Source organism: Candidatus Eisenbacteria bacterium (assembly GCA_005893305.1).
Taxonomy (GTDB): domain Bacteria; phylum Eisenbacteria; class RBG-16-71-46; order SZUA-252; family SZUA-252; genus WS-9.
In genome coordinates this window covers 111,413-130,995 of record VBOZ01000008.1, presented here as the reverse complement: position 1 = coordinate 130,995, position 19,583 = coordinate 111,413, and the positions used below count along the sequence as shown (strand labels likewise).

Here is a 19,583-nt window from a genome sequence, read left to right as displayed (position 1 = left end):
GCTCTTCGAGCCCTTCCTCTTCGCGATGTTCGGCGGGATCGCCATCGGCTGCGCGCTGGGCGTGGTCTTCCACCGGAATCCCGTGCACTGCGCGCTCCTTCTGGTCGGAGTCCTTCTCTCGGTATCCGGACTCTTCGTCATGCTGCACGCTCCGTTCATCGCGGCGCTGCAAGTCATCGTCTACGCGGGCGCGATCATGGTGCTCTTCCTCTTCGTGGTCATGCTCCTGAACGTGAAGAGTGAGTCTGCGATCCTGACCCCGGGCGCCGCGAAGGGCTTTGGGATCCTCTTCGCTCTCCTCGTCTTCGTGGAGCTGCTCTGGACGGTCCTCTCGCCCGCGGGGGGCGATTCGTCGGGAATGCCCGAGGCCGTGCTACCGCCGGACTTCGGCTCGCCGGCCGCAATCGGCCGCATCCTCTACACGGTCTGGCTCTTCCCCTTCGAGATCACCTCGATCCTGCTCTTGGTCGCGGTGGTCGGCGCGGTCGTCCTGGCAAAGAGGAAATTCGCGTGACCGGCGCCTCGTCGATTCCTCTCTACTGGTACCAGGTTCTGGCCGGGCTTCTTTTCACGATCGGGGTCGTGGGGGTCCTGGTGCGCCGCAGCGCGCTCATCATCTTCATGTCGATCGAGCTGATGTTGAACGCGGTGAACCTGAGCTTCCTCGCCTTCTCGCGCCAGCACGGGACGATGGACGGGCACATCTTCGTCTTCTTCGTGATGGCGGTCGCGGCCGCGGAAGTGGCGGTGGGTCTCGCGATTCTTGTCGCGATCTTCAGGCTCAAGTCCACGGCGAACGTCGACGACGTCCGCCTCCTGAAAGGATAGCGCGTGCCGCTCGATTGGCTCTGGCTGATTCCCGCTCTGCCTCTTCTCGGAGCGATCGTGAACGGCCTGGGCGCGGGGAGGATTCCGAGGAAGCTGGTCAGCGCGATCGGGACCGGCACGGTGGGCGCCGCCTTCGCGATCGCGGTCGGCTGCTTCGTCTCGCTGCTTCGCCTTCCGAGCGGGGAACAGGTCTTCGTCCAGACGCTCTTCCCCTGGATCGACTCGGGCGACCTCTCCGTGCCGATCCGCCTCGGCCTCGACCCGCTCTCGGCGGTCATGATGCTCGTCGTGACCGGTGTCGGGTTCCTGATCCACGTCTACTCGACCGGATACATGGCGCACGAGAAAGCCTACGGGCGCTACTTCGCCTATCTGAACCTCTTCACCTTCTCGATGCTCATGCTCGTCCTCGCCGATAACTTCCTGCTCCTCTTCTTCGGGTGGGAGGGGGTCGGTCTCTGCTCCTACCTCCTGATCGGGTACTGGTACCAGAAGCCGGCCGCGGCGCAGGCGGGGATGAAGGCGTTCGTCGTGAACCGGATCGGCGACTGGGGATTCTTGATCGGGATTTTCCTCGTCTTCGTGACGTTCGGGACGCTCGATTTCGGCCGGGTCTTCGCGGAGGCGCCCGAGCGCCTCGCGGTGGGAGGCGGGCTGGCGACAGCGATCGCCCTCTTCCTCTTCGTGGGCGCGATGGGGAAGAGCGCCCAGATTCCGCTCCACGTCTGGCTCCCGGACGCGATGGAAGGCCCGACGCCGGTCAGCGCGCTCATCCACGCCGCGACGATGGTCACCGCGGGCGTCTACATGGTGGCGCGCTGCCACATCCTCTACACGCTGGCCCCGGCGGCGCTCATGGTCGTCGCGGTCATCGGGGCGGCGACGGCGCTCTTCGCGGCGACGATCGGGCTCGTCCAGAAGGACATCAAGCGCGTCCTCGCCTACTCGACCGTAAGCCAGCTCGGATACATGTTCCTCGCTTTGGGCGTGGGCGCCTACACGTCGGGGATCTTCCACCTGATGACGCACGCCTTTTTCAAGGCGCTCCTCTTCCTTGGCGCGGGCAGCGTGATCCACGCCCTCTCCGGGGAGCAGGATCTCGAGAAGATGGGCGGCCTGAGAGCGGCCCTGCCGCGCACGCACGCGACGATGCTGATCGCGACCCTCGCGATCGCGGGCGTGTTCCCGCTCGCGGGCTTCTTCAGCAAGGACGAGATTCTCTGGTACGCGTGGAAGTCGGGCCAGCCCCTGCTCTGGGCGGCCGGCGTGATCGGCGCCTTCCTGACCGCGTTCTACATGTTCCGCCTCTACTTCCTGACGTTCCGCGGCACCTCGCGCCTGACGGAAGAAGCGAAGCACCACCTCCACGAATCCCCGAACAGCATGACGATCCCGCTCGTGATCCTGGCGGTGCTGAGCGCGGTGGGGGGGCTCGTGCAGGTACCTTTGATCGAGCGGGGACAGCGCCTCGACGCATTCCTCGAGCCGGTCTTCGCCGACGTCTCCCGCGTCGTGGGCGCTGCCCACGCGGGCCACGCGGCGGGCGAGGCGGGTCTTGAGATCGCGCTGATGGTCATCTCTTTGGTGGTCGCCCTGAGCGGAATCTTCGTCGCGTACCGGTTCTACGTGGTCGACCCCGAGGCGCCGAAGCGTTTGGGCGAGCGCGTGAAGAGCCTCTACCTGCTCCTCCTCAACAAGTACTGGATCGACGAGATCTACGACGCCAAGATCGTCCAGCCGATCGTCCGCGGCTCGGTCAGCCTGTGGAAACGGGTGGACGCCGCGGTCATCGACGGCGCGGTGAACGGGATCGGCAGGGAGATCGACCGCGCGGCTGGACTGCTTCGGTTGGCCCAGACGGGCTACGTCCAGGTTTACGCGATGATCCTCACGCTGGGGATGGTGGTCGTCTTCGGCTACCTGGCGCTCCGATGACCGAGACCGCCGGCGCAATGGTCACGACCGTGACGATCCTGGGCGTCCCGATCCTGTCGTTCCTGATCTTCTTCCCGCTCGTGGGAGCGGCGTTGCTGCTCCTCATCCCCTCGTCCAAGGCACAGGCCGTTCGGTGGGCCGCGTTCGCGATCTCGGGGATCACGTTCGTCGCCTCGATCCCGCTCTTCACGCTCTTCGACGCGACGAAGCCGGGGATGCAGTTCGTCGAGCGCGCGCCGTGGGTGCCGAGCCTCGGGGTCAATTATTCCCTGGGCGTCGACGGGATCAGCGTCCTCTTGATCCTCCTCACGACCTTTCTCTCGGCGATCTCGATCCTCTCGTCCTTCACCGCCATCACGGACAAGGTGAAGGCCTATTACGCCACCCTGCTCGTGCTCGAGACGGGGATGATCGGCGTCTTCGCCGCGCTGGATCTCGTGCTCTTCTACGTCTTCTGGGAAGCGGTCCTGATCCCGATGTACTTGATCATCGGGGTCTGGGGCGGACCGCGGAAGATCTACGCGGCGGTCAAATTCATTCTCTACACGGTGGCGGGAAGCCTCCTCATGCTGGTGGCGATCCTCTACCTCTATTTCTCGTACCACGCGGCATACGGGGAGTTCACGTTCGACCTCATGCGACTCTACGAGACGCCGCTCGGCCGAACCGCCCAGCTCTGGCTCTTCGCCGCCTTCGCGCTCGCCTTCGCCATCAAGGTGCCGATGTTCCCGTTCCACACCTGGCTCCCGGACGCGCACGTCGAGGCGCCGACCGCCGGCAGCGTGATCCTAGCCGGGGTCCTCCTCAAGATGGGGACCTACGGCTTCGTCCGATTCGCGATGCCGCTCTTTCCGGAGGCGACCCAGGCGTTCGCCCCGTGGATCATCGCGCTCGCGGTCATCGGGATCATTTACGGCGCCCTCGTCGCGATGGTCCAGCCGGACGTCAAGAAGCTGGTCGCGTATTCGTCGGTGAGCCATCTCGGGTTCGTCATGCTCGGACTCTTCGCGCTCAACCCGCAGGGCTTGCAGGGCGGCATTCTCCAGATGATCAACCACGGGCTCTCCACGGGGGCGCTCTTCCTCGCGGTGGGGATGATCTACGAGCGGCGCCACACCCGGGAGATCTCCGAGTTCGGCGGCCTGGCGGAGGTGCTCCCCTGGTTCGCGGCGTTCTTCCTGGTGATCTGCCTGAGCAGCCTCGGGCTCCCCGGCCTCAACGGCTTCGTGGGCGAGTTCCTGATCCTGCTCGGCGCATTCAGGGCGCTCCCGGTGATCGCCGCGATCTCGGCGGTGGGGGTGATCCTGGCGGCCGTTTACCTCCTCTGGATGTACCAGCGGGTCATGTTCGGGCCGGTCACGAACGAGAAGAATCGCGGGCTCAAAGACATGACGCCGCGCGAGTTCTGGACGCTCGCCCCGGTGATCGCGCTGATCATCTGGATCGGAGTCTTCCCGAATCCGTTTCTCCGGAAGCTCGACGTCTCGGTCTCCCAGCTCATGGAGCGGGTGAACGCGCACACCCTCGCATCGGGCTCGATGGAGCCCCCCGCGGCGGGCGCGGCCACGGCCGGCGCGACGGCTGCCGATACGACCGCGTCGAGTGAGACGGCGCCGGGCGAGTCGACCGCGGCGACGGTCGAACCGGCCCCGAGCGAGTCGGCTGCGGCGGTCGAAGCGGCGCCGGAGTCCGCGGCGGGCAGCGCGCCCGGGGCGGGGGACACGCCGTGAAGGTCCCGTTCGTGATCGACGCCCCGCTCGGGATGATCGAGCCGCTGCTGATCGTCTCGATCACCGGGATCCTGCTCCTCCTGGTCGACCTGCTGCTCCCGCACGGGAAGAAACACCTCTCCGCGTATTTCGCCCTCGCCGGCGTCCTGTATGCCATGGCCCGGACCGCCGCGCAGTGGGGGATGTCGCAGACCGGTTATTCCGGCATGGCGGTGCTCGATAACCTCTCGACGCTCTTCAACCTGCTCTTCCTGGGGAGCACGGGGCTCGTGATCCTGCTTTCCATGCCGTTCCTCCGGAAGGACAACGTCGAGCACTCGGAGTACTACGCGCTGCTCCTCTTCGCGACGGTCGGGATGATGGTCCTCGCCTCGAGCCTCGACCTGATCACGCTCTTTCTCGGGATCGAGGTCCTCTCGATCTCGCTCTACATTCTCGCGGGCTACCGCCGCGACTCCGACGCCTCGAACGAGGCGGCGATGAAATATTTCCTCCTCGGCGCGTTCGCCTCGTCGATCCTCCTCTATGGGATCGCGCTCGTCTACGGCGCCACCGGGACGACGAACCTCGCCAAGATCGCCGAGAGCGTGAGCGGCGCGGCCGGCCCCATCCCGGAGGGGCTCCTCTTCTCGGGGGTTGCCCTGATCCTGGTCGGGCTCGCCTTCAAGGTGGCCGCGGCCCCGTTCCACATGTGGACGCCGGACGTCTACGAGGGCGCGCCGACCCCGATCACGGCATTCCTCTCGGCCGGACCGAAGGCGGCGGCGTTCGCCGCGATTCTCCGCGTCTTCTTCGTCGGGTTCGGGCCGATCCAGTCGGAGTGGGACTCGATCCTATCCGTGATCGCCGCCCTCACCATGACGATCGGGAACATCGCGGCGATCGCCCAGACCAACGTGAAGCGGATGCTCGCCTACTCGAGCATCGCCCATTCGGGATACGTCCTGATCGGGATCGTCGCGGGCGGCGCGACGGGGGGCGCGGCCGCGGTCTTCTACCTCATCGCGTACGTGGCGATGAACCTGGGCGCGTTCGCGGTGATCGTGCTGCTCGAGCACAAGGGGCAGCGGGGGGAGGAGCTGCGCGACTACAACGGGCTCGGATTCCGGTACCCGGTCATCGGAGCGCTGCTTTCCCTGTTCATGATCTCGCTCTCGGGGATCCCGCCGACGGTGGGCTTCACGGGGAAGCTCTATCTCTTCGGCGCCGCCGTCCAGTCCGGGCACGTTCTCCTGGCCGTGATCGGCGTCTTGAACAGCGCGATCTCGATCTTCTACTACCTGCGGCTGATGGTCCTCATGTACATGCGCGAGGCGCAGGAGGCCCTGCCCGCGATCCGGGTGCCGGTCACGCTGGCCCTGGTCCTCCTCGTCACCGCCGCGGCCACGCTCTGGCCGGGCCTCTTCCCGGGCACCTGGCTCGACGCCGCGCGCGAGGGAGTGAAGGCGCTCTTCTCGTAAACGGGCGCCGGCCCTACTTGGCGACCCGGATCGGGTACGCCTCCAGCGCGCCGGCCAGAACCTCCATCGCCTTGGTGAGCGCGCCCGTCTCGAGGACGTAGGCGAAGCGGATCTCGTTCTTCCCGCGGCCCGGCGTGGCGTAGAAGCCGTCACCGGGCGCGACCATGACGGTCGCTCCGTCCTTCCGGTATTCCTTCAGCATCCAGATCACGAACTCCTCGGCGTCGGGGACGGGAAGCTCGGCCATGAGGTAGAACGCGCCTTCCGGCTTCCGGGCGAACGCGCCGGGGATCTTCCCGAGGCCTTCGAGCACGAGGTCCCGTCGCTTCTTGAACTCCGCGACGACCCCCTGCGTATAGGAGGCCGGCACCTGGTCGATCACCGCCGCCGCGTACTGGCCCAGGGTCGGCGGCGACAACCGTGCCTGCGCGAACTTCAAGCAGGCGTCGCGGACCGCGGCGTTCTTGGTCACGAGGGCGCCGACGCGCGCGCCGCACATGTTCAACCGCTTGGAGATCGAGTCGACCAGAACGGTGCGCTCCTCGGCGCCCTTGCGGGTCATGGGGCTTTCGCACTTCGTTCCGTCGTAGATGAACTCGCGGTACGCCTCGTCCGTGATGATCCAGAGATCCTTCCGCTTGGCCAAGTCGACGATCGCGTCGATTTCCGCCGCGGTGTATGCGGTCCCGGTCGGGTTCGAGGGCGCGCAGATCAGGACGCCGCGTGTCTTCGGGCCCACGGCCCGCTCGATCGCCTCGATCGGGGGGAGGTGGTAGCCGGTCCGCGAGTCGCACGTGAGGGGCTTCACGCCCACGCCGGCGACCAGCGCCATCGTGGCGTAGTTCGTGTAGAAGGGCTCGAAGAGGAGGACCTCGTCGCCCGGGTTGAAGAGGGCCCAGAAAGCGAACTGGAGCGCCTCGCTCCCGCCCACCGTCGTGAGCACCTCGGCCGGCGCGACCTGGAGCCCTTGCTGCGCGTAGTAGGCGGCCATTCCTTTCTGGAACTCGGGAATTCCCGCCGACGGGCTGTACGGGACGTACTTCCCAGGGTAGCTACGAATGCGCTCCATCACGATCTCCGGCGTGGGCAGATCGGGTTGGCCGATGTTCAGGTAATAGACCCTGGCCCCGCTCTTCACCGCTTCGTCCGCGTAGGGGGCGAGGCGGCGGATGGGGGAGGCTTGCGCCTTGTCCCCGCGTTCGGAGACCTTCATCTCCGTCCTCCTTTCGATTTCGGCGGCGTCGTGAGGAGCCGCGCTACAAGAGTCGCCGTCTGGCCGATGTCGCGCGCGTGAACGAAGGAGACCGGACCGCCGCTCCGTCGGGCGGGGATCGCGATCAGAGCCGTCGGGACCCCGGTGCGGGCCGCGCGGACGGCGCGCGCGTCGCTTCCTTCCGACTCGCGGATCAGCCACTGCGTCGGGACGTGCGCCGCCGCGGCGGCGCGCTTTACGAGCGCGAGCGCCTCGGGGTGCGCCAGGAACCCAGATTCTTTAAGTCCCAGGCAGGGGCCCTTTCCGACCGCCGCGCCGCCCGTCTCCTTGGGATCCACGTGCGCCACGTCGACCACGACGGCTTGCTCGGGGTCGACGCCGAACGCGCCGGTGACCGCCCCGCGGGCGCTCAGGTCCGATTGCGCGCTGAAGATCACGTGTAGATCGTACCGCGGCGAGGGCGTCGCGCGAAGCGCCGCGACGACCGCCGCACAGCCGGCCCTGCTGTCGAGATTCGCGGCGCACCAGAGGTCGCCGAGCCGGATCGGCCGATCCTCGATCGCGCCGATCGAGCCGACGCGGAGCCGGCGCCCCGCTTCCTTCGGCCCCAATCCGGTTTCCAGGAAGAGCTGATCCGCCTCGATCTCGGCGCCGCTCTTGGTACCTTTGGGTCTATCGCAGCCGAGGAGCGCGAGCGCGCCGTCCTCGAAGCGGAAGGTGGCGCCCACGAGCTCGGCGGGATTGCGGTTTCCGAGGACCGCCACGCGCGCGAGGCCCGTGGAGTCGACCCGGGTCACGATCAGGCCGGCGGCATCCATCGGCGCCGCGAGGAGAAGCCGCGGCCCCTTGCCTGGCCGATGGAGATGGAGGTTCCCGGTCGCGTCCTCGGTGACTTTCCCCAGGCCGCGAAGCGCGCGGCGAAGCACGTCGCGGACGCCGCTCTCCCGGCCGGGCGGCCCGAACGCTGAGAGGAGGGAAGGGAGGAGCGAGTCGACCCTGCCGGCGAGCGATTTCACGGCCACTCCTTTGTCAGAGAGTCAAGCAAGTGCCAGACGAGGGCGACCATGCGCCGCGCGTCCCGGATGTCGAGGTATGCGGCCGGGGCATGGATGTAGCGACAGGGGATGGAGATCACCGCGGACGGAACCCCGGCTCCCGAGAGGGCGATCCGTCCGGCGTCGGTGCCGCCGATGCCCGGCCGCTTCCACTGGGTGGGGATCTTCCGCTGCCGCGCCGTCCGCTCGATCAAGTCCACCAAGCGCGCGTCGGCCATCAGGCTCCGATCCTGCACGGTGAGCGCGGGCCCGCCTCCCATGAGTGGCGCCGACTCTTCGGGCGCCATTCCCGGAGCTTCCCCCGAGGCAGTGCCTTCGAGCACGACGGCGAGGTCGGGCGCCACGCGCCGGGCGGCCGCCGCGGCGCCGCGCAATCCGACCTCTTCCTGGACGCTCCAGACCGCGGTCACAGGTACGGGCGGACGCTGGCGCACCAGGCTCGCGAGCGCCGCGCACCCGACGCGGTCATCGAACGCTTTTCCCTTGCGCGTGTCTCCCCAGCTCTCGTACGTCGTATCGAACGTCGCGTAGTCGCCGATGGCGACGCGCCCCTGCGCTTCCTCGCGTGACGCCGCGCCGATATCCAGGTAGAGATCCTCGACCGCCGCCACCTTCTCGCGGTCGGCGCGCGTGATGAGATGCGGCGGCAGGGTTCCCGAAACGCCGCGTAGCCCGTTCGACCCGATGCGAAACACCTGGCCCACCAGGATCCTCGAGTCGATTCCTCCGACCTTCCGGAACCGGAGCCGGCCGTCCGACTCGATGCCGGTGATCATCACGCCTATCTCGTCCATGTGGGCGCAGAGCATGACGTGCGGTCGGCGCCGCTTCCCCGTGGGCGCGATCCGGGCGACCAGGCTTCCCATCGCGTCGACCTCCAGCGAGTCGACGTGGTCCTTCACCGCGTCCACGACGGCGGCGCGCACGCTCTCCTCGCCGCCGCTCACGCCGACGGCATTCGAGAACGTCTCGAGGAATCGCTCCTCGAAAGTGGGCGCGGCAGCGCGACTCACTTCAGAACCTCGGTCGCACGCCACTCCACGGGAAGGGCGGCGAGGTAGTGCGCGAGGAGATGCGCGCACGCGTCGACGTCCCGCGGCTCGACGGTCTCGATGCCGGTGTGCATGTAGCGGCAGGGGATCCCGATCACCGCGGTCGGGACTCCCTCGCGGGCGATCTGGATGTCCATCGCGTCCGTGGACGAGCCCATCGGGCAGCCCTCGATCTGGACCGTCATGCCGAGCGCGCGGCTGCTGGCGCGCAGCCCCTCGACCACCTTGGGGTGGATGTTTCCCCCGACGCAGAGCGATGGGCCGCCGCCGAGCGGAACCGTGTCGCCCTCGCGGGCGCCCGGCATGTCGCCGTGGCTCACGTCGATCGCGATGCCGAGCTGCGGGTCGATCGACTCCGTGGCCGTTCTCGCGCCGAAGCAGATGGCGGCGAACTCCTCCTCGACCGTCGCGACCGCGACGACGTCCCAGGCCGGACGATCGCGGCTCAGGGTCTCGAGGGTACGCAGGAGCACGACGATCCCAGCGCGGTCGTCCATCGCGGGCGCGGCCAGGCGGCCGCCCAGGAGCGGAACCGGGGGCTGGCGCAGCGTGACCGGCGTTCCGACCGGGGCCCGGCGACGCACCTCGCGCTCGGGGCGCCCCGTGTCGAGATAAAGCTCTTCGACGGGGAGGACGCGGTCCGACTCGCCGGGTTTCTGGAGATGGGGCGGCCTTGTTCCGAAGACCGCGGCCATCGGGGTCTTGGAATGGATCAGGACTTCCTTGCCGAGAAGCGTGCGCGGATCGAACCCGCCCAGCTCGGTGAGCCTGAGGTAGCCCCCGGGCTCGACCGACTTCACAAGAAATCCGATCCGGTCCATGTGGGCGGCGAGGAGCGCGCGAGGGCGCGGCGGATCGCCGGCGCCGTCGATCCACGCGCGGAGATTTCCCACGCGGTCCCGCTCCACGCGGTCGGCGTAGAGGGAGAAGGCCCTCTCGATCTCCCGCGCGGCGGCCTGCTCGTGGCCCGGCGTGCCCGGGAGCACGGTCAAATGCTCCAGCCATTCGGTCGTGCTTCTCTCAGCCGCGCGAGGCATAGCCTGCGAATTTAGTGCACCGGGTGGGGGGAGGCAAATGTAAACTCCGCGCGCTCATGAGCGCCCTTCGAATCGCGGTCGCGCTGCCTCATCTGGGGGTCTACGGCGGTGTTCGGAGGTTCTTGGAGCTGGGGCGAATCTGGGTGGCGCGCGGGCACGATGTCGCGTTGCTCACGCCGGAGACGCGCGGGGTCGAGCGCCCGTGGCTTCGCTTCGACGGGCGCGTCGGGACGCTCGAGGAGCTTCGGCCCGGGCGGTGGGACGCCGTGCTCTCGCCCGACCCGGCGCTCTTCCTCGACGCCGATGCCGAAGGGGCGCTCCGGGTTTTCTACGCCGTCCTGGAAGGCGCCCGCGGCTCCGTCAGGGCGTGGCGGCGCGCGGACCTCGTGCTGGCGAACTCGGCGGGGATGCGGCGCTACCTCGCCCGACGCGGCGTGCAGGCCGTCGACGCGGCGGGCGGCGTGAATCTGGAGATGTTCTGGCCGCGCGACCCCGACCCGCGCCTCGACCGGTTCCGCGCGGGGAGCCCTGTGAAGGCGCTCGTCTATGGGCGGCTGTCGCGGCCAAGGAAGGGATCGTGGGCGGCCGCGCGCGCGGTGGAAGCCGCGGCCCGCGCCACCGGCGTCTCGGTCGAGCTCACGCTCTTCGACGCGCCTCCGAACGGTGAGCCGGAGCCGAAGCTCCCGCGGGCCCTCTCCATACCGTTTCGCTGGGCGCTCCGCCCGACTCAGGAAGAGCTTCGGGGGCTCTATGCCGACGCGGACCTCTTCGTGAGCGGCGAGCGGAGGGCCGGATGGTGCAACACCGCGGCGGAGGCGATGGCTTGCGGCGCCGCGGTCGTCTGCACCCGAAGCGGAACCGAGGATTTCGCCGTCGACGGCGGGACGGCCGCCGTGGCCCGGTGGCCCTGGGCGTGGGCGCTGGCGCGCAAGGTCGCGCCGCTCCTCCGCGATCCGTCGGCACGGGCCGCGCTCGCCGCGCGAGGGCGGGGGCGGATCGCCGAGTTCACCTGGGAGCGCGCGGCCGACCGGATCGAGCGCGCAATCCACGAGCGCCTGGGAGGGAAGAGCAATGGCTGAGCGAAAGACGAAGCGTCCGCGGCCCCGCGCTCCCCGCTCGCGGCGCCGCGTCCCCCGCGCGGTCGTGATCCTCTCGGCCTATCCGAGCCGGGCTGCCGCGGAGCGGGCCGCCCGAGCGCTCGTGCGCTCCCGCGCCGTCGCGTGCGCCACCGTCACCCCGAACGGGCGCGCCTTCTATCGGTGGGAAGGGAAGGAGCGCGCGGACTCGAGCACCCTTCTCTGGGGTAAGACGACCGCCTCCCGCGCCCGCGCCGCGGTCTTGGCGATACGGGCATCGCATCCCGATCGCGTTCCCGAGATCCTGGTCCTCCAGGTCCAGGGCGGCCACGCGCCCTATCTCGCGTGGATCGAGAAGGAGGTCGGGCCGCGGTGACCGCGCCGGTCGACCTGCTCCTCCACGGCGCCACGCTCCTCGATGCCTCGATCGCCTCGCGCCCCGCGAAAGGACCGCGAGGGCGGCGCGCGCCTGACACGGCGGTGTGGGTCCGAGGAGACCGAATCATGGCGGTCGGCCCCCTCGCCGATCTCAAAGCCCGCGCCGGCCGCAAGGCGAAGCGCCTCGACCTCAAGGGTGGAACCCTGACCCCCGGCTTCACCGACGCCCATATCCACCTGGTGACGTGGATTCGCGCGCTGGGCGAGCCGTGGCTTCGGGCGCAGGACACGCGGTCGATCGAGATCGCCGCCGCGGAGCGGGCGAAGGCCGCGCCGGGGGAAGAGTGGCTTCTCCTGCGCGGCTGGGTGCCCCGGGAGTGGGCGTCCTCGGAGAGGTCTCGAGCGCTCCTGGATCGGATCGCGCCCGAGCGGCCGCTCGTCCTCCACGCCGTGGACGGGCACTCGGTCTGGGGAAATCGAGCCGCGTTCGAGCGAGCCGGAATCGACGACCGCGGTGGCGACCCTCCGGGCGGGAGCGTGGAGCGCGACCGCTCCGGCGCTCCGACCGGGGTCCTGATCGAGGAAGCGCGAAAGCTCATGACCGAGAGGATCCGGCGCGCGACCCCGACCCGGGACGACCTCGCGGCCGCGATCGCGAAGGCCCGCTCCCTCGGCATCACGAGCGCCCACGACTTCGATCGGGCGGGCACGTGGCGCGCCGCGGCCGAGCTGGAGCGGGAGGGCAAGCTCCGCTTCCGACTCCTCCTGTCGGTGCCGGTGAGCTCGCTCGAGGCGGGCGAAACGTTGGGGCTCGCGGCCGGCCTGGGCGGGGAGCGCCTCCGGGTCGGGCCGGTGAAGATGTTCGCCGACGGGACCCTAGGCTCGGCGACCGCCCTGCTCGAGGAGCCGTACGAGGGGAGCGGCGATCGAGGGATCGAGGTGACGCCGCCCGCCGAGCTCGCGGCCGCGTGCGCGCGGGCCGCGGACGCCGGCCTCTCGGTCGCCATTCACGCGATCGGTGATCGGGCCGTTCGTCACGCGCTCGACGCGATCGAATCATGCCTGCTGGCCGGGAAGCGCTTCCCGCTTCCGCCCCGCGTGGAGCACGTTCAGCTATCCCGATCCGAGGATTGGGAGCGATTCCACCGCCTCGGGGTTCTCGCATCCGTGCAGCCGATCCATCAGCTGACCGACCGCGCCGTGGCCCGCCTCCACTGGGGTCGGCGGACCGCACGATCCTACGCCTGGAAAAGCCTTGCAGGAGCGGGCGCGCGCCTCGCATTCGGATCGGACGCGCCGTTCGATCGGGCCGGGCCCCTGCTCGGGCTCCAGGCGGCGCTCCTGCGTCGTGAGGGCGAGGAGCCGCCGGACGAGGCATTCCACCCGGAGCAGCGGATCCGACTGGCGCGGGCCCTGCGCGCCCACCTCGAAGAGGGGCACCGAGCCGCGGGCTGGCCCCTCCACCTAGGGCGCCTCGCGCCCGGCTTCGCGGCCGATCTGGTCCATTTCGACCACGATCTGCGCGAAACGGCGGTCGATCGGTGGCATCGCGTGCGTGCGGTCCGAACGTGGGTCGGTGGGAGCCAGGCCTACGGCCCTACCCGAAGGGGCTGACAACGAGAGGGCGAACGATCTCGAAAATGATCGCTCCAAAGATCGATTTTTCACGCTCCGGGCTTGATCCCGGAGGCGTCCGCAGGTATAATTCTTGTAAGCATTTCCTCCCTATGTCGTCTCGCCGGGCGGACTCGACCGAAGGCCGCTCAAGAATGAAGAAGAACGGGCTACTCGTAGGACTCACAGCGGCATTTCTATTTGCCGCCGCAGCGCCTGCCGCAGCGCAGTACTACGCCTTCGGTAAAAACAAGGTTCAGTACGAGAATTTTGACTGGCTGACGCTGAAAGGCGAGCACGTCGAGATCTTCTATTATCCCCAGGAAGAGCCGATCGCGCGGTTGGCCCTGATCCTCGCCGAAGAGAGCTATCAGGATCTGTCGGCGAAGTTCCAGCACGAAGTCCCGCGCATGATCCCGCTGATCGTCTACAGCTCCCACCACCACTTCGAGCAGACGAACGTGAGCCCCTTCTTCGTTCCGGAAGGCGTGCAGGGCTTCACGGAGTTCATGAAGGGGCGCGTGGTCCTCCCGTATACCGGCTCGTTCGCCGAATTCCAGCACGTGCTCCACCACGAGATGGTCCACGTCTTCCAGTTCTCGATCATGGAGGAGTCGTACAAGAAGCACCGCCGGGCGAGCTACCTGGTCCCGCCGCTCTGGTTCTCCGAGGGTCTCGCCGAGTACTGGTCGACGAAGTGGGACGCGCAGGGGACGATGGTGGTCTCCGACATGGTCCTCGAGGGGAGCCTTCCCCAGATCAACGAATTCTGGAAATACGACGGGACGTTCACCGTCTACAAGCTCGGCCAGTCGCTCTGCCAGTACATCGGCGAGACCTACGGCCAGGACGCGCTCCGCCGCCTCTACACCGAGCTCCACCGCGAAGACTCGTTCGAGAAGCTGATCCAGCGCGTGACGGGCGTGCCCGCCCGGCGCGTGTCGGAGGACTGGATCCTCGCGATGAAGCGGCGCTACTTCCCCGAGGTGAAGGACCGAGGAACCCTCGCCACGATGGCTCAGGATCGCGCGGTCTCCCAAGGCGTGAACTTGAAGCCGGTCGCGGTGCCGGACACCACGATCCTGGGCGGGAATCGCTACTTATTCATTTCCGCGCGGAGCGGGTACACGAACATCTACAGCGCCACCTACCGGGGCACCGAACGGAATGTGAAGTCGGTGGTACGCGGACAGCGCGGCGCCCAGTTCGAATCGTTCCACCCGTTCCAGAGCCGGATCGACGTGTCGCGCGGCGGCGAGCTGGCATTCGTGTCGAAGTGGAGCGGACGGGACGCCCTCTTCATCATGGACTTGGCGAAGCGTGAGGTCGTCTTCCGGAGCCACGTGGAGGATCTGATCTCCCTCGCTTCGCCGGCCTGGTCCCGCGACGGCACGAAGATCGCGTTTTCCGGCCTCCGCGCCTCGGGGCAATCCGATCTCTACGTGATGCGGCGGGACACCGGTGAGGTCACGCGGCTCACGAACGACTACTACGCGGATTCGGACCCGACGTGGTCTCCGGACGGCACGGAGATCGCCTTCTCCTCGGACCGGACGCGCTACGGAAAGGAAGGGCACCACAATCTCTTCCTGATCGACGTCGAGTCCCTCGACGTCCGGTACCTCACATGTGGACCGTGGACCGATCAGACGCCGACCTGGTCCCCGGACGGCTCGCGCATCGCGTTCGCCTCGGACCGGGACGGAATGTACGAGATCTACACCGTCAATCGCGAAGGGAACGGCGCGCGCGCGGCGCGGATCCTCGGCGCCACGCTCGATCCGGCCTGGCTCCCGGACGGGAAGAGCTTCCTCTTCACGGGATTCAACCGCGGCGGCTTCGGGATCTATCAGATGCCGGTCGGGACGCCGGCTCCCGGGGATTCTTTCTCGCTCGACACCGCTCTCGCCCAGGGCCCGCCGCAGTGGAGCTGGGACGAGACCCTGGCGCGCTCGACGGAAGCGCCATCGAAGTACCAGGCCCACTACGGGCTCGATCTGATTCAGGGCGGCATCTCCGCGGCCGCGACGGAAAACGTGTCGGAGGGATTCCAGGGGGCCTTCAGCGACCTCCTAGGGAACCGCCTCTACTACTTCCAGGTCGGGAACACGGCGCAGCAAGCCTCGGAGATTCTTTCCCGGATGAATTTGGCGGTCTGGAACGTCCGTCGCGAGCACCGGTGGAACTACGGATTCGGCGTATTCCACTCCGCGGGCAATTTCGTCGACATCGTGGGGGACGACTATTTCGAGCGGCGCGCGGGCGGATCGTTGATCGCGAGCTATCCGTTCTCGCGATTCCGCCGGATCGACGGTTCGATGTCCCTCTATTACGACAAGAAGGACCGCTTCGGCGGCCTCTTCGAGCGGGAAGGGCTCCTCGCTACCCACTCGATCTCCATCGTGAGCGACAACACCCTTTGGTTTCCGACCGGGCCGCGCGACGGGTCCCGGCTCAACGTGACCGGGTCGATCACGACGAACCTGACCTCGGGACGGAACGAGAGCGTGACCCTGCTCGCGGACATCCGGCGCTACTTCCGGGTGAGCCAGTGGACCTCGGTCGCGGTGCGGCTGCAGGGTAGGGCGAGCGAGGGCGCCGATCCGCAGCGCTTCGTGATGGGTGGGAGCCTCTCGATGCGCGGATACCCGCGGCGCTACTTCGAAGGGACGCGCATGGCCATGGCGAACGTCGAGTACCGCTTCCCGCTCCTCGATCACGTCGTGCTCGGCGTTCCGTTCCGCGGATTCGGGCTGCCGGGCCTCGAGGGTGCCGCCTTCGCCGACGCCGGCTCCGCGTGGGAGAAGTTCGAATCGATGCCGCGCCCCAAGGGGAGCTTCGGCATCGGGCTCCGCATGAACCTTCTCGGGTATATGGTCCTGCGCTACGACTTCGCCAAGCGGACGGACTTCGAGCGCGTGCAGCCGGGCTGGGAGCGGGAGTTCTACCTGGGGTTTGACTACTAGACCAGCGCGTCGGGCCCAGGGAGTGGCCCTCCGGCTTCGCGGCGTCGTGCTTTCGGCGGCGCTGCTCGGCTGGACGTCGGCGGCCGCGATGACCGCGTCGGCCGCGCCCGCCGATTCCACGGCGGCTCCGTCCGGCGTTCTGCGTGTCGAGACGATCCCGCCCGGGCTTCAGGTGCTCGTTGATGGCGCTCCGGTCGGGCGCTCTCCGATCGACTCGCTCCATCTTCCCGCGAAGACGGTCCGTGTGCGTGTTCTCGCCGCGGATCCGCGCCGGTTCGATCCCGCGCGCGACGCGCTCCCCGTGACCATTCGGGCCGGCTCGACGGTGACGGTCTTCCTCGACCTTCGGCCTTCGATTCTCCTGCGATCGGACCCGGAGCCTGCCTTCGTCCTCCTGACCGCCCGTCCCGGCGATCTTGCCGACTCGCTTCTGGGCGAGACGCCCCTCACGGTCAAGCCCGCGTGGATCGAGGGAGCGTCGCTCCGCTTCGGGCGTGAATCGTTCGCCGACACCGTGCTCCTGAGCTCGGCGTTCCTGGACCCCGCGCATGGACCGCCCCGGGTCGCGCTCCGCGGGTCGGGTCTCCCGCCTCCTCCGCTGGGCCCCGCCCCGCGAACGTCGCTGTTCCGCAAGCGCTGGGTGCAGTGGACCCTGGTCGGCGTGGGGACGGCCCTCTCGGGAGCGGCCGTCGCCTTCCACCATCAAGGGAACGAGTGGTACGACCGCTATCTGGCCTCCTCGGACGTCGACCAGATCCCGGACCTCTACGACCGCGCGGCCCGCTATGACCGGTACGCGGCGTTCTCGCTGGGGGTGGGCCAGGTCTGCCTGATCGGGGGGCTCCTCCTCCTCTTTACCGGCCAGTCCCGGTGAGGGGCTACCCGGCGTGCCCGCGCGGAGCCGCGGGCGTGCCGACCCGGGTCGCGGTCACCGCGGTGATCTTGGCCGCGCTCCTGGCCGGATGCGCCCAGCGCGATCGCCTGAACCCGCTCGACCCGAAGAACGGCGCCACGGGCGGGAGGATCGCCGGCTTCGCCGCACTGGCGGGGAACAGGCAGGTCGAAATCCGCTGGACGCGGCTTCCGCAGCCGGACGTGGCCTCGTACGGTCTCCTCCGTTGGCGGTCCGGCGAGACGCCTCAGTACATCGGCGATCCGTACGGGAAGACGATCGCGGGCACGGTCGATTCCGCCGTCACGAACGACGAGACGTACAACTATCGCCTCGTGGCCTTCTTCCTCTCCGGGGACAGCGCGGTGAGCCAGACGGACACCGCCACGCCGGGCTCGCGAAAGATCGTGGTGCTCTCGGCCGGGCTCCCGGGGCTCGTTGGCCTGACTCCCGACGCGAGGGACATCCTCTACGTCCAGCCCGCGGCGGAAGCCTACGAGGACATGGAGCTCGACCGCGTGCACACGCTCCTCTGGCTCACGATGCCCGATGCGGGATTCATTCTGCGGACCTACTTCGACGGGAGGCCCGCGGGGCCGACCATCGATCACCCGCACCCGGCGGACGTCTCGGTCTCCGATCTGCGCGGCGTCGCCTGGATCGCCTTCCCCGACGACCACCTCGTGCGCGCGTTCGGCCCCAATCCGGCGAGCGTGGATACGTTCCGCACGATCTCCTCGCTGGGAGAGGCCCACGTGGTGGAAGCGGGAACGGCCGACCCCACGGTCTGGGTCGGGAACGAAGCAGGGACGGTGCGACGGTTCACGGCCGATGGAATCCTACTCAACGAATGGTCCCTCGGCGCTCGCGTGATCGCGATCGCGCTCGACGAGGCGGCGGAGCACGCCTGGACCGCGGTGCGCACATCGAGCGGCGATGATCTCTACCTGCTCGACGCGAGAGACTCCACGGCGACGAAGGTACCGGGGCGATGGTCCGGAATCGCGGACCTCGCGGTGGACGCGGCGACGCGATCCGTCTGGGTCAGCGAGCGCGGCACGCCGCGCGCGGGGAACGGACGCTTGACCCGGCTCTCCGCATCCGGCGCGGCGCAGGCGATCCTCACCGGCATCGAGCCGTTCGGGATCATGGTCGACCCCGTGACGGGAGATTGCTGGGCTTCGGAGATCCACACGAGTCGGGTCGTCGAGGTCTCTCCCGGCGGGTTGATCGTCCGCGGCTCGGCCCCGATCGATCTCCCCTACGCGGTCCGGATCGTGGGTGGACCCGGCGTGCCGTGACGCCGTGGCATGGGCGTTGCAGTCCCGTCTCCAAGTGCTCGGGTCGTCGCCCATCGGCGGCAGGCCGGCACGGACTAGATCTGCCGGTTCCTCAAGCGGATAGAGCAATTCATTCGAGAACCGCGCGAATGGATGGAAATTAGCTGGCGCTGCGCACCGCGGCCAGGGAACGGCTCGTCAGGTTGCACTCTGCAACGGTCAGGAGGACGGAAAGATGCCACGCATCCGCCAGCCGAAGCTTGCCACGCTGGATGTTGCCGAGGAGATCGCGCGCCGCGTTCCAGGCTACAAGGGGTACCAGGAGATTACGCAGCGTCGCGACGATGACCGCCGATTTCGGATGAGCGTCGCCGAGCACTTGAACGGCGAAGCGCATCGGCTGGAACGGATCGAGAGCCAGCAATTCCGTGAGGACTTCTCGGATCTTCTGGAGGAGGTCGACGCCGGAGCGCGGAAGCTCGAGTACCTGGCCGAAGCGGTTTCGATCTCGATGCCGACGAAGGCGAACGGTCCGAGCAACGACGCCGTCGACGGGCTGGGTCAGATCGATCGACAGATCGTGGAGGAGCTCGAAGCGCTCCACCGCGTCGTGCATGAGATGGAGAAGGCCTACACCCACGACGAGCGATTCGAAATGAACCTCTCGGAGCTGCGGGGGATCATCGAGCGCATCGCCGATTTCATCGAGCAGCGTAACGTGGCGTTGTCGCGCTGACGCCGCGCCAGAGGAAGCGCCGGGGCCCCTCATTGCCTGCCGGGGGGCCCTCCTGTATCATCCGCCAGGTTCCCCCGCCGCACGCGCCACTGAGGGCCATCGGCTTTGACCCGGCTTCTCTATTACGACGACTCCCACCTCCGGCAATTTACGGCTACCGTTGTCGCCGTCCAAGACAGGGACGGCGGCCCGCGGGTCGCTCTCGATCAGACCGCGTTCTACCCCGGTGGCGGAGGACAGCCGTGCGATCTCGGAACGATCGGGGACCGGACGGTGCTCGGCGTGGAGGAGATCGAGGGCGAGATCTGGCACCGCGTCGACGGGGCCGTCA

The 19,583-nt window shown here is 68.3% G+C and carries 17 protein-coding genes; 13 read left to right on the top strand and 4 right to left on the bottom strand.

Annotated elements, in window-relative coordinates; genetic code table 11:
- Positions 1-25 precede the first annotated feature (25 nt).
- The 5 genes from E6K79_01865 to E6K79_01845 are packed head-to-tail and all read left to right on the top strand — an operon-like array spanning position 26 to position 5,953.
- Positions 26-514, top strand: a complete 489-nt coding sequence (locus E6K79_01865) for an NADH-quinone oxidoreductase subunit J (GenBank protein TMQ66687.1) — start codon at positions 26-28, stop codon at positions 512-514.
- Positions 515-528: 14 nt separating this feature from the next.
- A complete protein-coding gene (nuoK, locus tag E6K79_01860; GenBank protein TMQ66796.1) occupies positions 529-828 on the top strand; it encodes an NADH-quinone oxidoreductase subunit NuoK in 300 nt (99 codons plus the stop codon).
- Positions 829-831: 3 nt separating this feature from the next.
- Positions 832-2,763, top strand: a complete 1,932-nt coding sequence (gene nuoL / locus E6K79_01855; protein ID TMQ66686.1) for an NADH-quinone oxidoreductase subunit L — start codon at positions 832-834, stop codon at positions 2,761-2,763.
- A gap of 17 nt (positions 2,764-2,780) precedes the next feature.
- A complete protein-coding gene (locus tag E6K79_01850; protein TMQ66795.1) occupies positions 2,781-4,493 on the top strand; it encodes an NADH-quinone oxidoreductase subunit M in 1,713 nt (570 codons plus the stop codon).
- Positions 4,494-4,525: 32 nt separating this feature from the next.
- A complete protein-coding gene (locus E6K79_01845; protein ID TMQ66794.1) occupies positions 4,526-5,953 on the top strand; it encodes an NADH-quinone oxidoreductase subunit N in 1,428 nt (475 codons plus the stop codon).
- A 13-nt stretch (positions 5,954-5,966) separates the two neighbouring features.
- On the opposite strand, the gene E6K79_01840 is transcribed toward E6K79_01845, so the two are convergent.
- From E6K79_01840 to E6K79_01825, 4 genes are read right to left on the bottom strand one after another with little or no spacing between them, the layout of a single operon-like run.
- A complete protein-coding gene (locus E6K79_01840) occupies positions 5,967-7,166 on the bottom strand; it encodes a pyridoxal phosphate-dependent aminotransferase (protein ID TMQ66685.1) in 1,200 nt (399 codons plus the stop codon).
- Entirely contained in the window at positions 7,163-8,188 is a 1,026-nt protein-coding gene (locus E6K79_01835; GenBank protein TMQ66684.1) for a M42 family metallopeptidase, read from the bottom strand. The genes E6K79_01840 and E6K79_01835 overlap by 4 nt, the downstream gene beginning before the upstream one ends.
- Positions 8,179-9,234: a M42 family metallopeptidase gene (locus E6K79_01830; protein TMQ66683.1), complete on the bottom strand. Its 1,056-nt coding sequence runs from the start codon at positions 9,232-9,234 to the stop codon at positions 8,179-8,181. Before E6K79_01830 ends, E6K79_01835 begins: the two co-directional genes overlap by 10 nt.
- Positions 9,231-10,310: a M42 family metallopeptidase gene (locus E6K79_01825; protein TMQ66682.1), complete on the bottom strand. Its 1,080-nt coding sequence runs from the start codon at positions 10,308-10,310 to the stop codon at positions 9,231-9,233. The genes E6K79_01830 and E6K79_01825 overlap by 4 nt, the downstream gene beginning before the upstream one ends.
- Positions 10,311-10,366: 56 nt before the next feature.
- Between E6K79_01825 and E6K79_01820 the strand changes: the two genes are divergently transcribed.
- The 8 genes from E6K79_01820 to E6K79_01785 all read left to right on the top strand — a co-directional run.
- Positions 10,367-11,389 carry a glycosyltransferase family 4 protein gene (locus tag E6K79_01820; GenBank protein TMQ66681.1) on the top strand — a complete coding sequence of 341 codons (1,023 nt, stop codon included), beginning with the start codon at positions 10,367-10,369 and terminating at the stop codon, positions 11,387-11,389.
- The gene (locus tag E6K79_01815; GenBank protein TMQ66680.1) at positions 11,382-11,762 is read left to right on the top strand and encodes a divalent-cation tolerance protein CutA; all 381 of its coding nucleotides are present in this window, start codon (positions 11,382-11,384) and stop codon (positions 11,760-11,762) included. The genes E6K79_01820 and E6K79_01815 overlap by 8 nt, the downstream gene beginning before the upstream one ends.
- A complete protein-coding gene (locus E6K79_01810; GenBank protein ID TMQ66679.1) occupies positions 11,759-13,378 on the top strand; it encodes an amidohydrolase in 1,620 nt (539 codons plus the stop codon). The genes E6K79_01815 and E6K79_01810 overlap by 4 nt, the downstream gene beginning before the upstream one ends.
- Before the next feature lie 155 nt (positions 13,379-13,533).
- Positions 13,534-16,344: a hypothetical protein gene (locus E6K79_01805; GenBank protein ID TMQ66678.1), complete on the top strand. Its 2,811-nt coding sequence runs from the start codon at positions 13,534-13,536 to the stop codon at positions 16,342-16,344.
- Between the two features lie 22 nt (positions 16,345-16,366).
- Positions 16,367-17,218, top strand: a complete 852-nt coding sequence (locus tag E6K79_01800) for a PEGA domain-containing protein (protein TMQ66677.1) — start codon at positions 16,367-16,369, stop codon at positions 17,216-17,218.
- A gap of 35 nt (positions 17,219-17,253) precedes the next feature.
- Positions 17,254-18,537, top strand: coding sequence for a hypothetical protein (locus E6K79_01795; GenBank protein TMQ66676.1), 1,284 nt, complete (start codon positions 17,254-17,256; stop codon positions 18,535-18,537).
- 214 nt (positions 18,538-18,751) lie between these two features.
- Positions 18,752-19,252, top strand: coding sequence for a hypothetical protein (locus tag E6K79_01790; GenBank protein ID TMQ66675.1), 501 nt, complete (start codon positions 18,752-18,754; stop codon positions 19,250-19,252).
- 105 nt (positions 19,253-19,357) lie between these two features.
- Positions 19,358-19,583, top strand: a 226-nt coding sequence (locus E6K79_01785; protein TMQ66793.1) for a hypothetical protein, incomplete at its 3' end; no start/stop codon positions are given.

What these genes read in the sequence shown, in the direction of transcription:
- E6K79_01845 (TMQ66794.1), top strand. Translation starts at nt 4,526, where the DNA reads ATGATCGAGCCGCTGCTGATCGTCTCGATCACCGGGATCCTGCTCCTC.
- E6K79_01825 (TMQ66682.1), bottom strand. Translation starts at nt 10,310, where the DNA reads ATGCCTCGCGCGGCTGAGAGAAGCACGACCGAATGGCTGGAGCATTTG.
- E6K79_01865 (TMQ66687.1), top strand. Translation starts at nt 26, where the DNA reads ATGTTCGGCGGGATCGCCATCGGCTGCGCGCTGGGCGTGGTCTTCCAC.
- E6K79_01840 (TMQ66685.1), bottom strand. Translation starts at nt 7,166, where the DNA reads ATGAAGGTCTCCGAACGCGGGGACAAGGCGCAAGCCTCCCCCATCCGC.
- E6K79_01820 (TMQ66681.1), top strand. Translation starts at nt 10,367, where the DNA reads ATGAGCGCCCTTCGAATCGCGGTCGCGCTGCCTCATCTGGGGGTCTAC.
- E6K79_01805 (TMQ66678.1), top strand. Translation starts at nt 13,534, where the DNA reads ATGAAGAAGAACGGGCTACTCGTAGGACTCACAGCGGCATTTCTATTT.
- E6K79_01790 (TMQ66675.1), top strand. Translation starts at nt 18,752, where the DNA reads ATGCCACGCATCCGCCAGCCGAAGCTTGCCACGCTGGATGTTGCCGAG.
- E6K79_01850 (TMQ66795.1), top strand. Translation starts at nt 2,781, where the DNA reads ATGGTCACGACCGTGACGATCCTGGGCGTCCCGATCCTGTCGTTCCTG.
- E6K79_01815 (TMQ66680.1), top strand. Translation starts at nt 11,382, where the DNA reads ATGGCTGAGCGAAAGACGAAGCGTCCGCGGCCCCGCGCTCCCCGCTCG.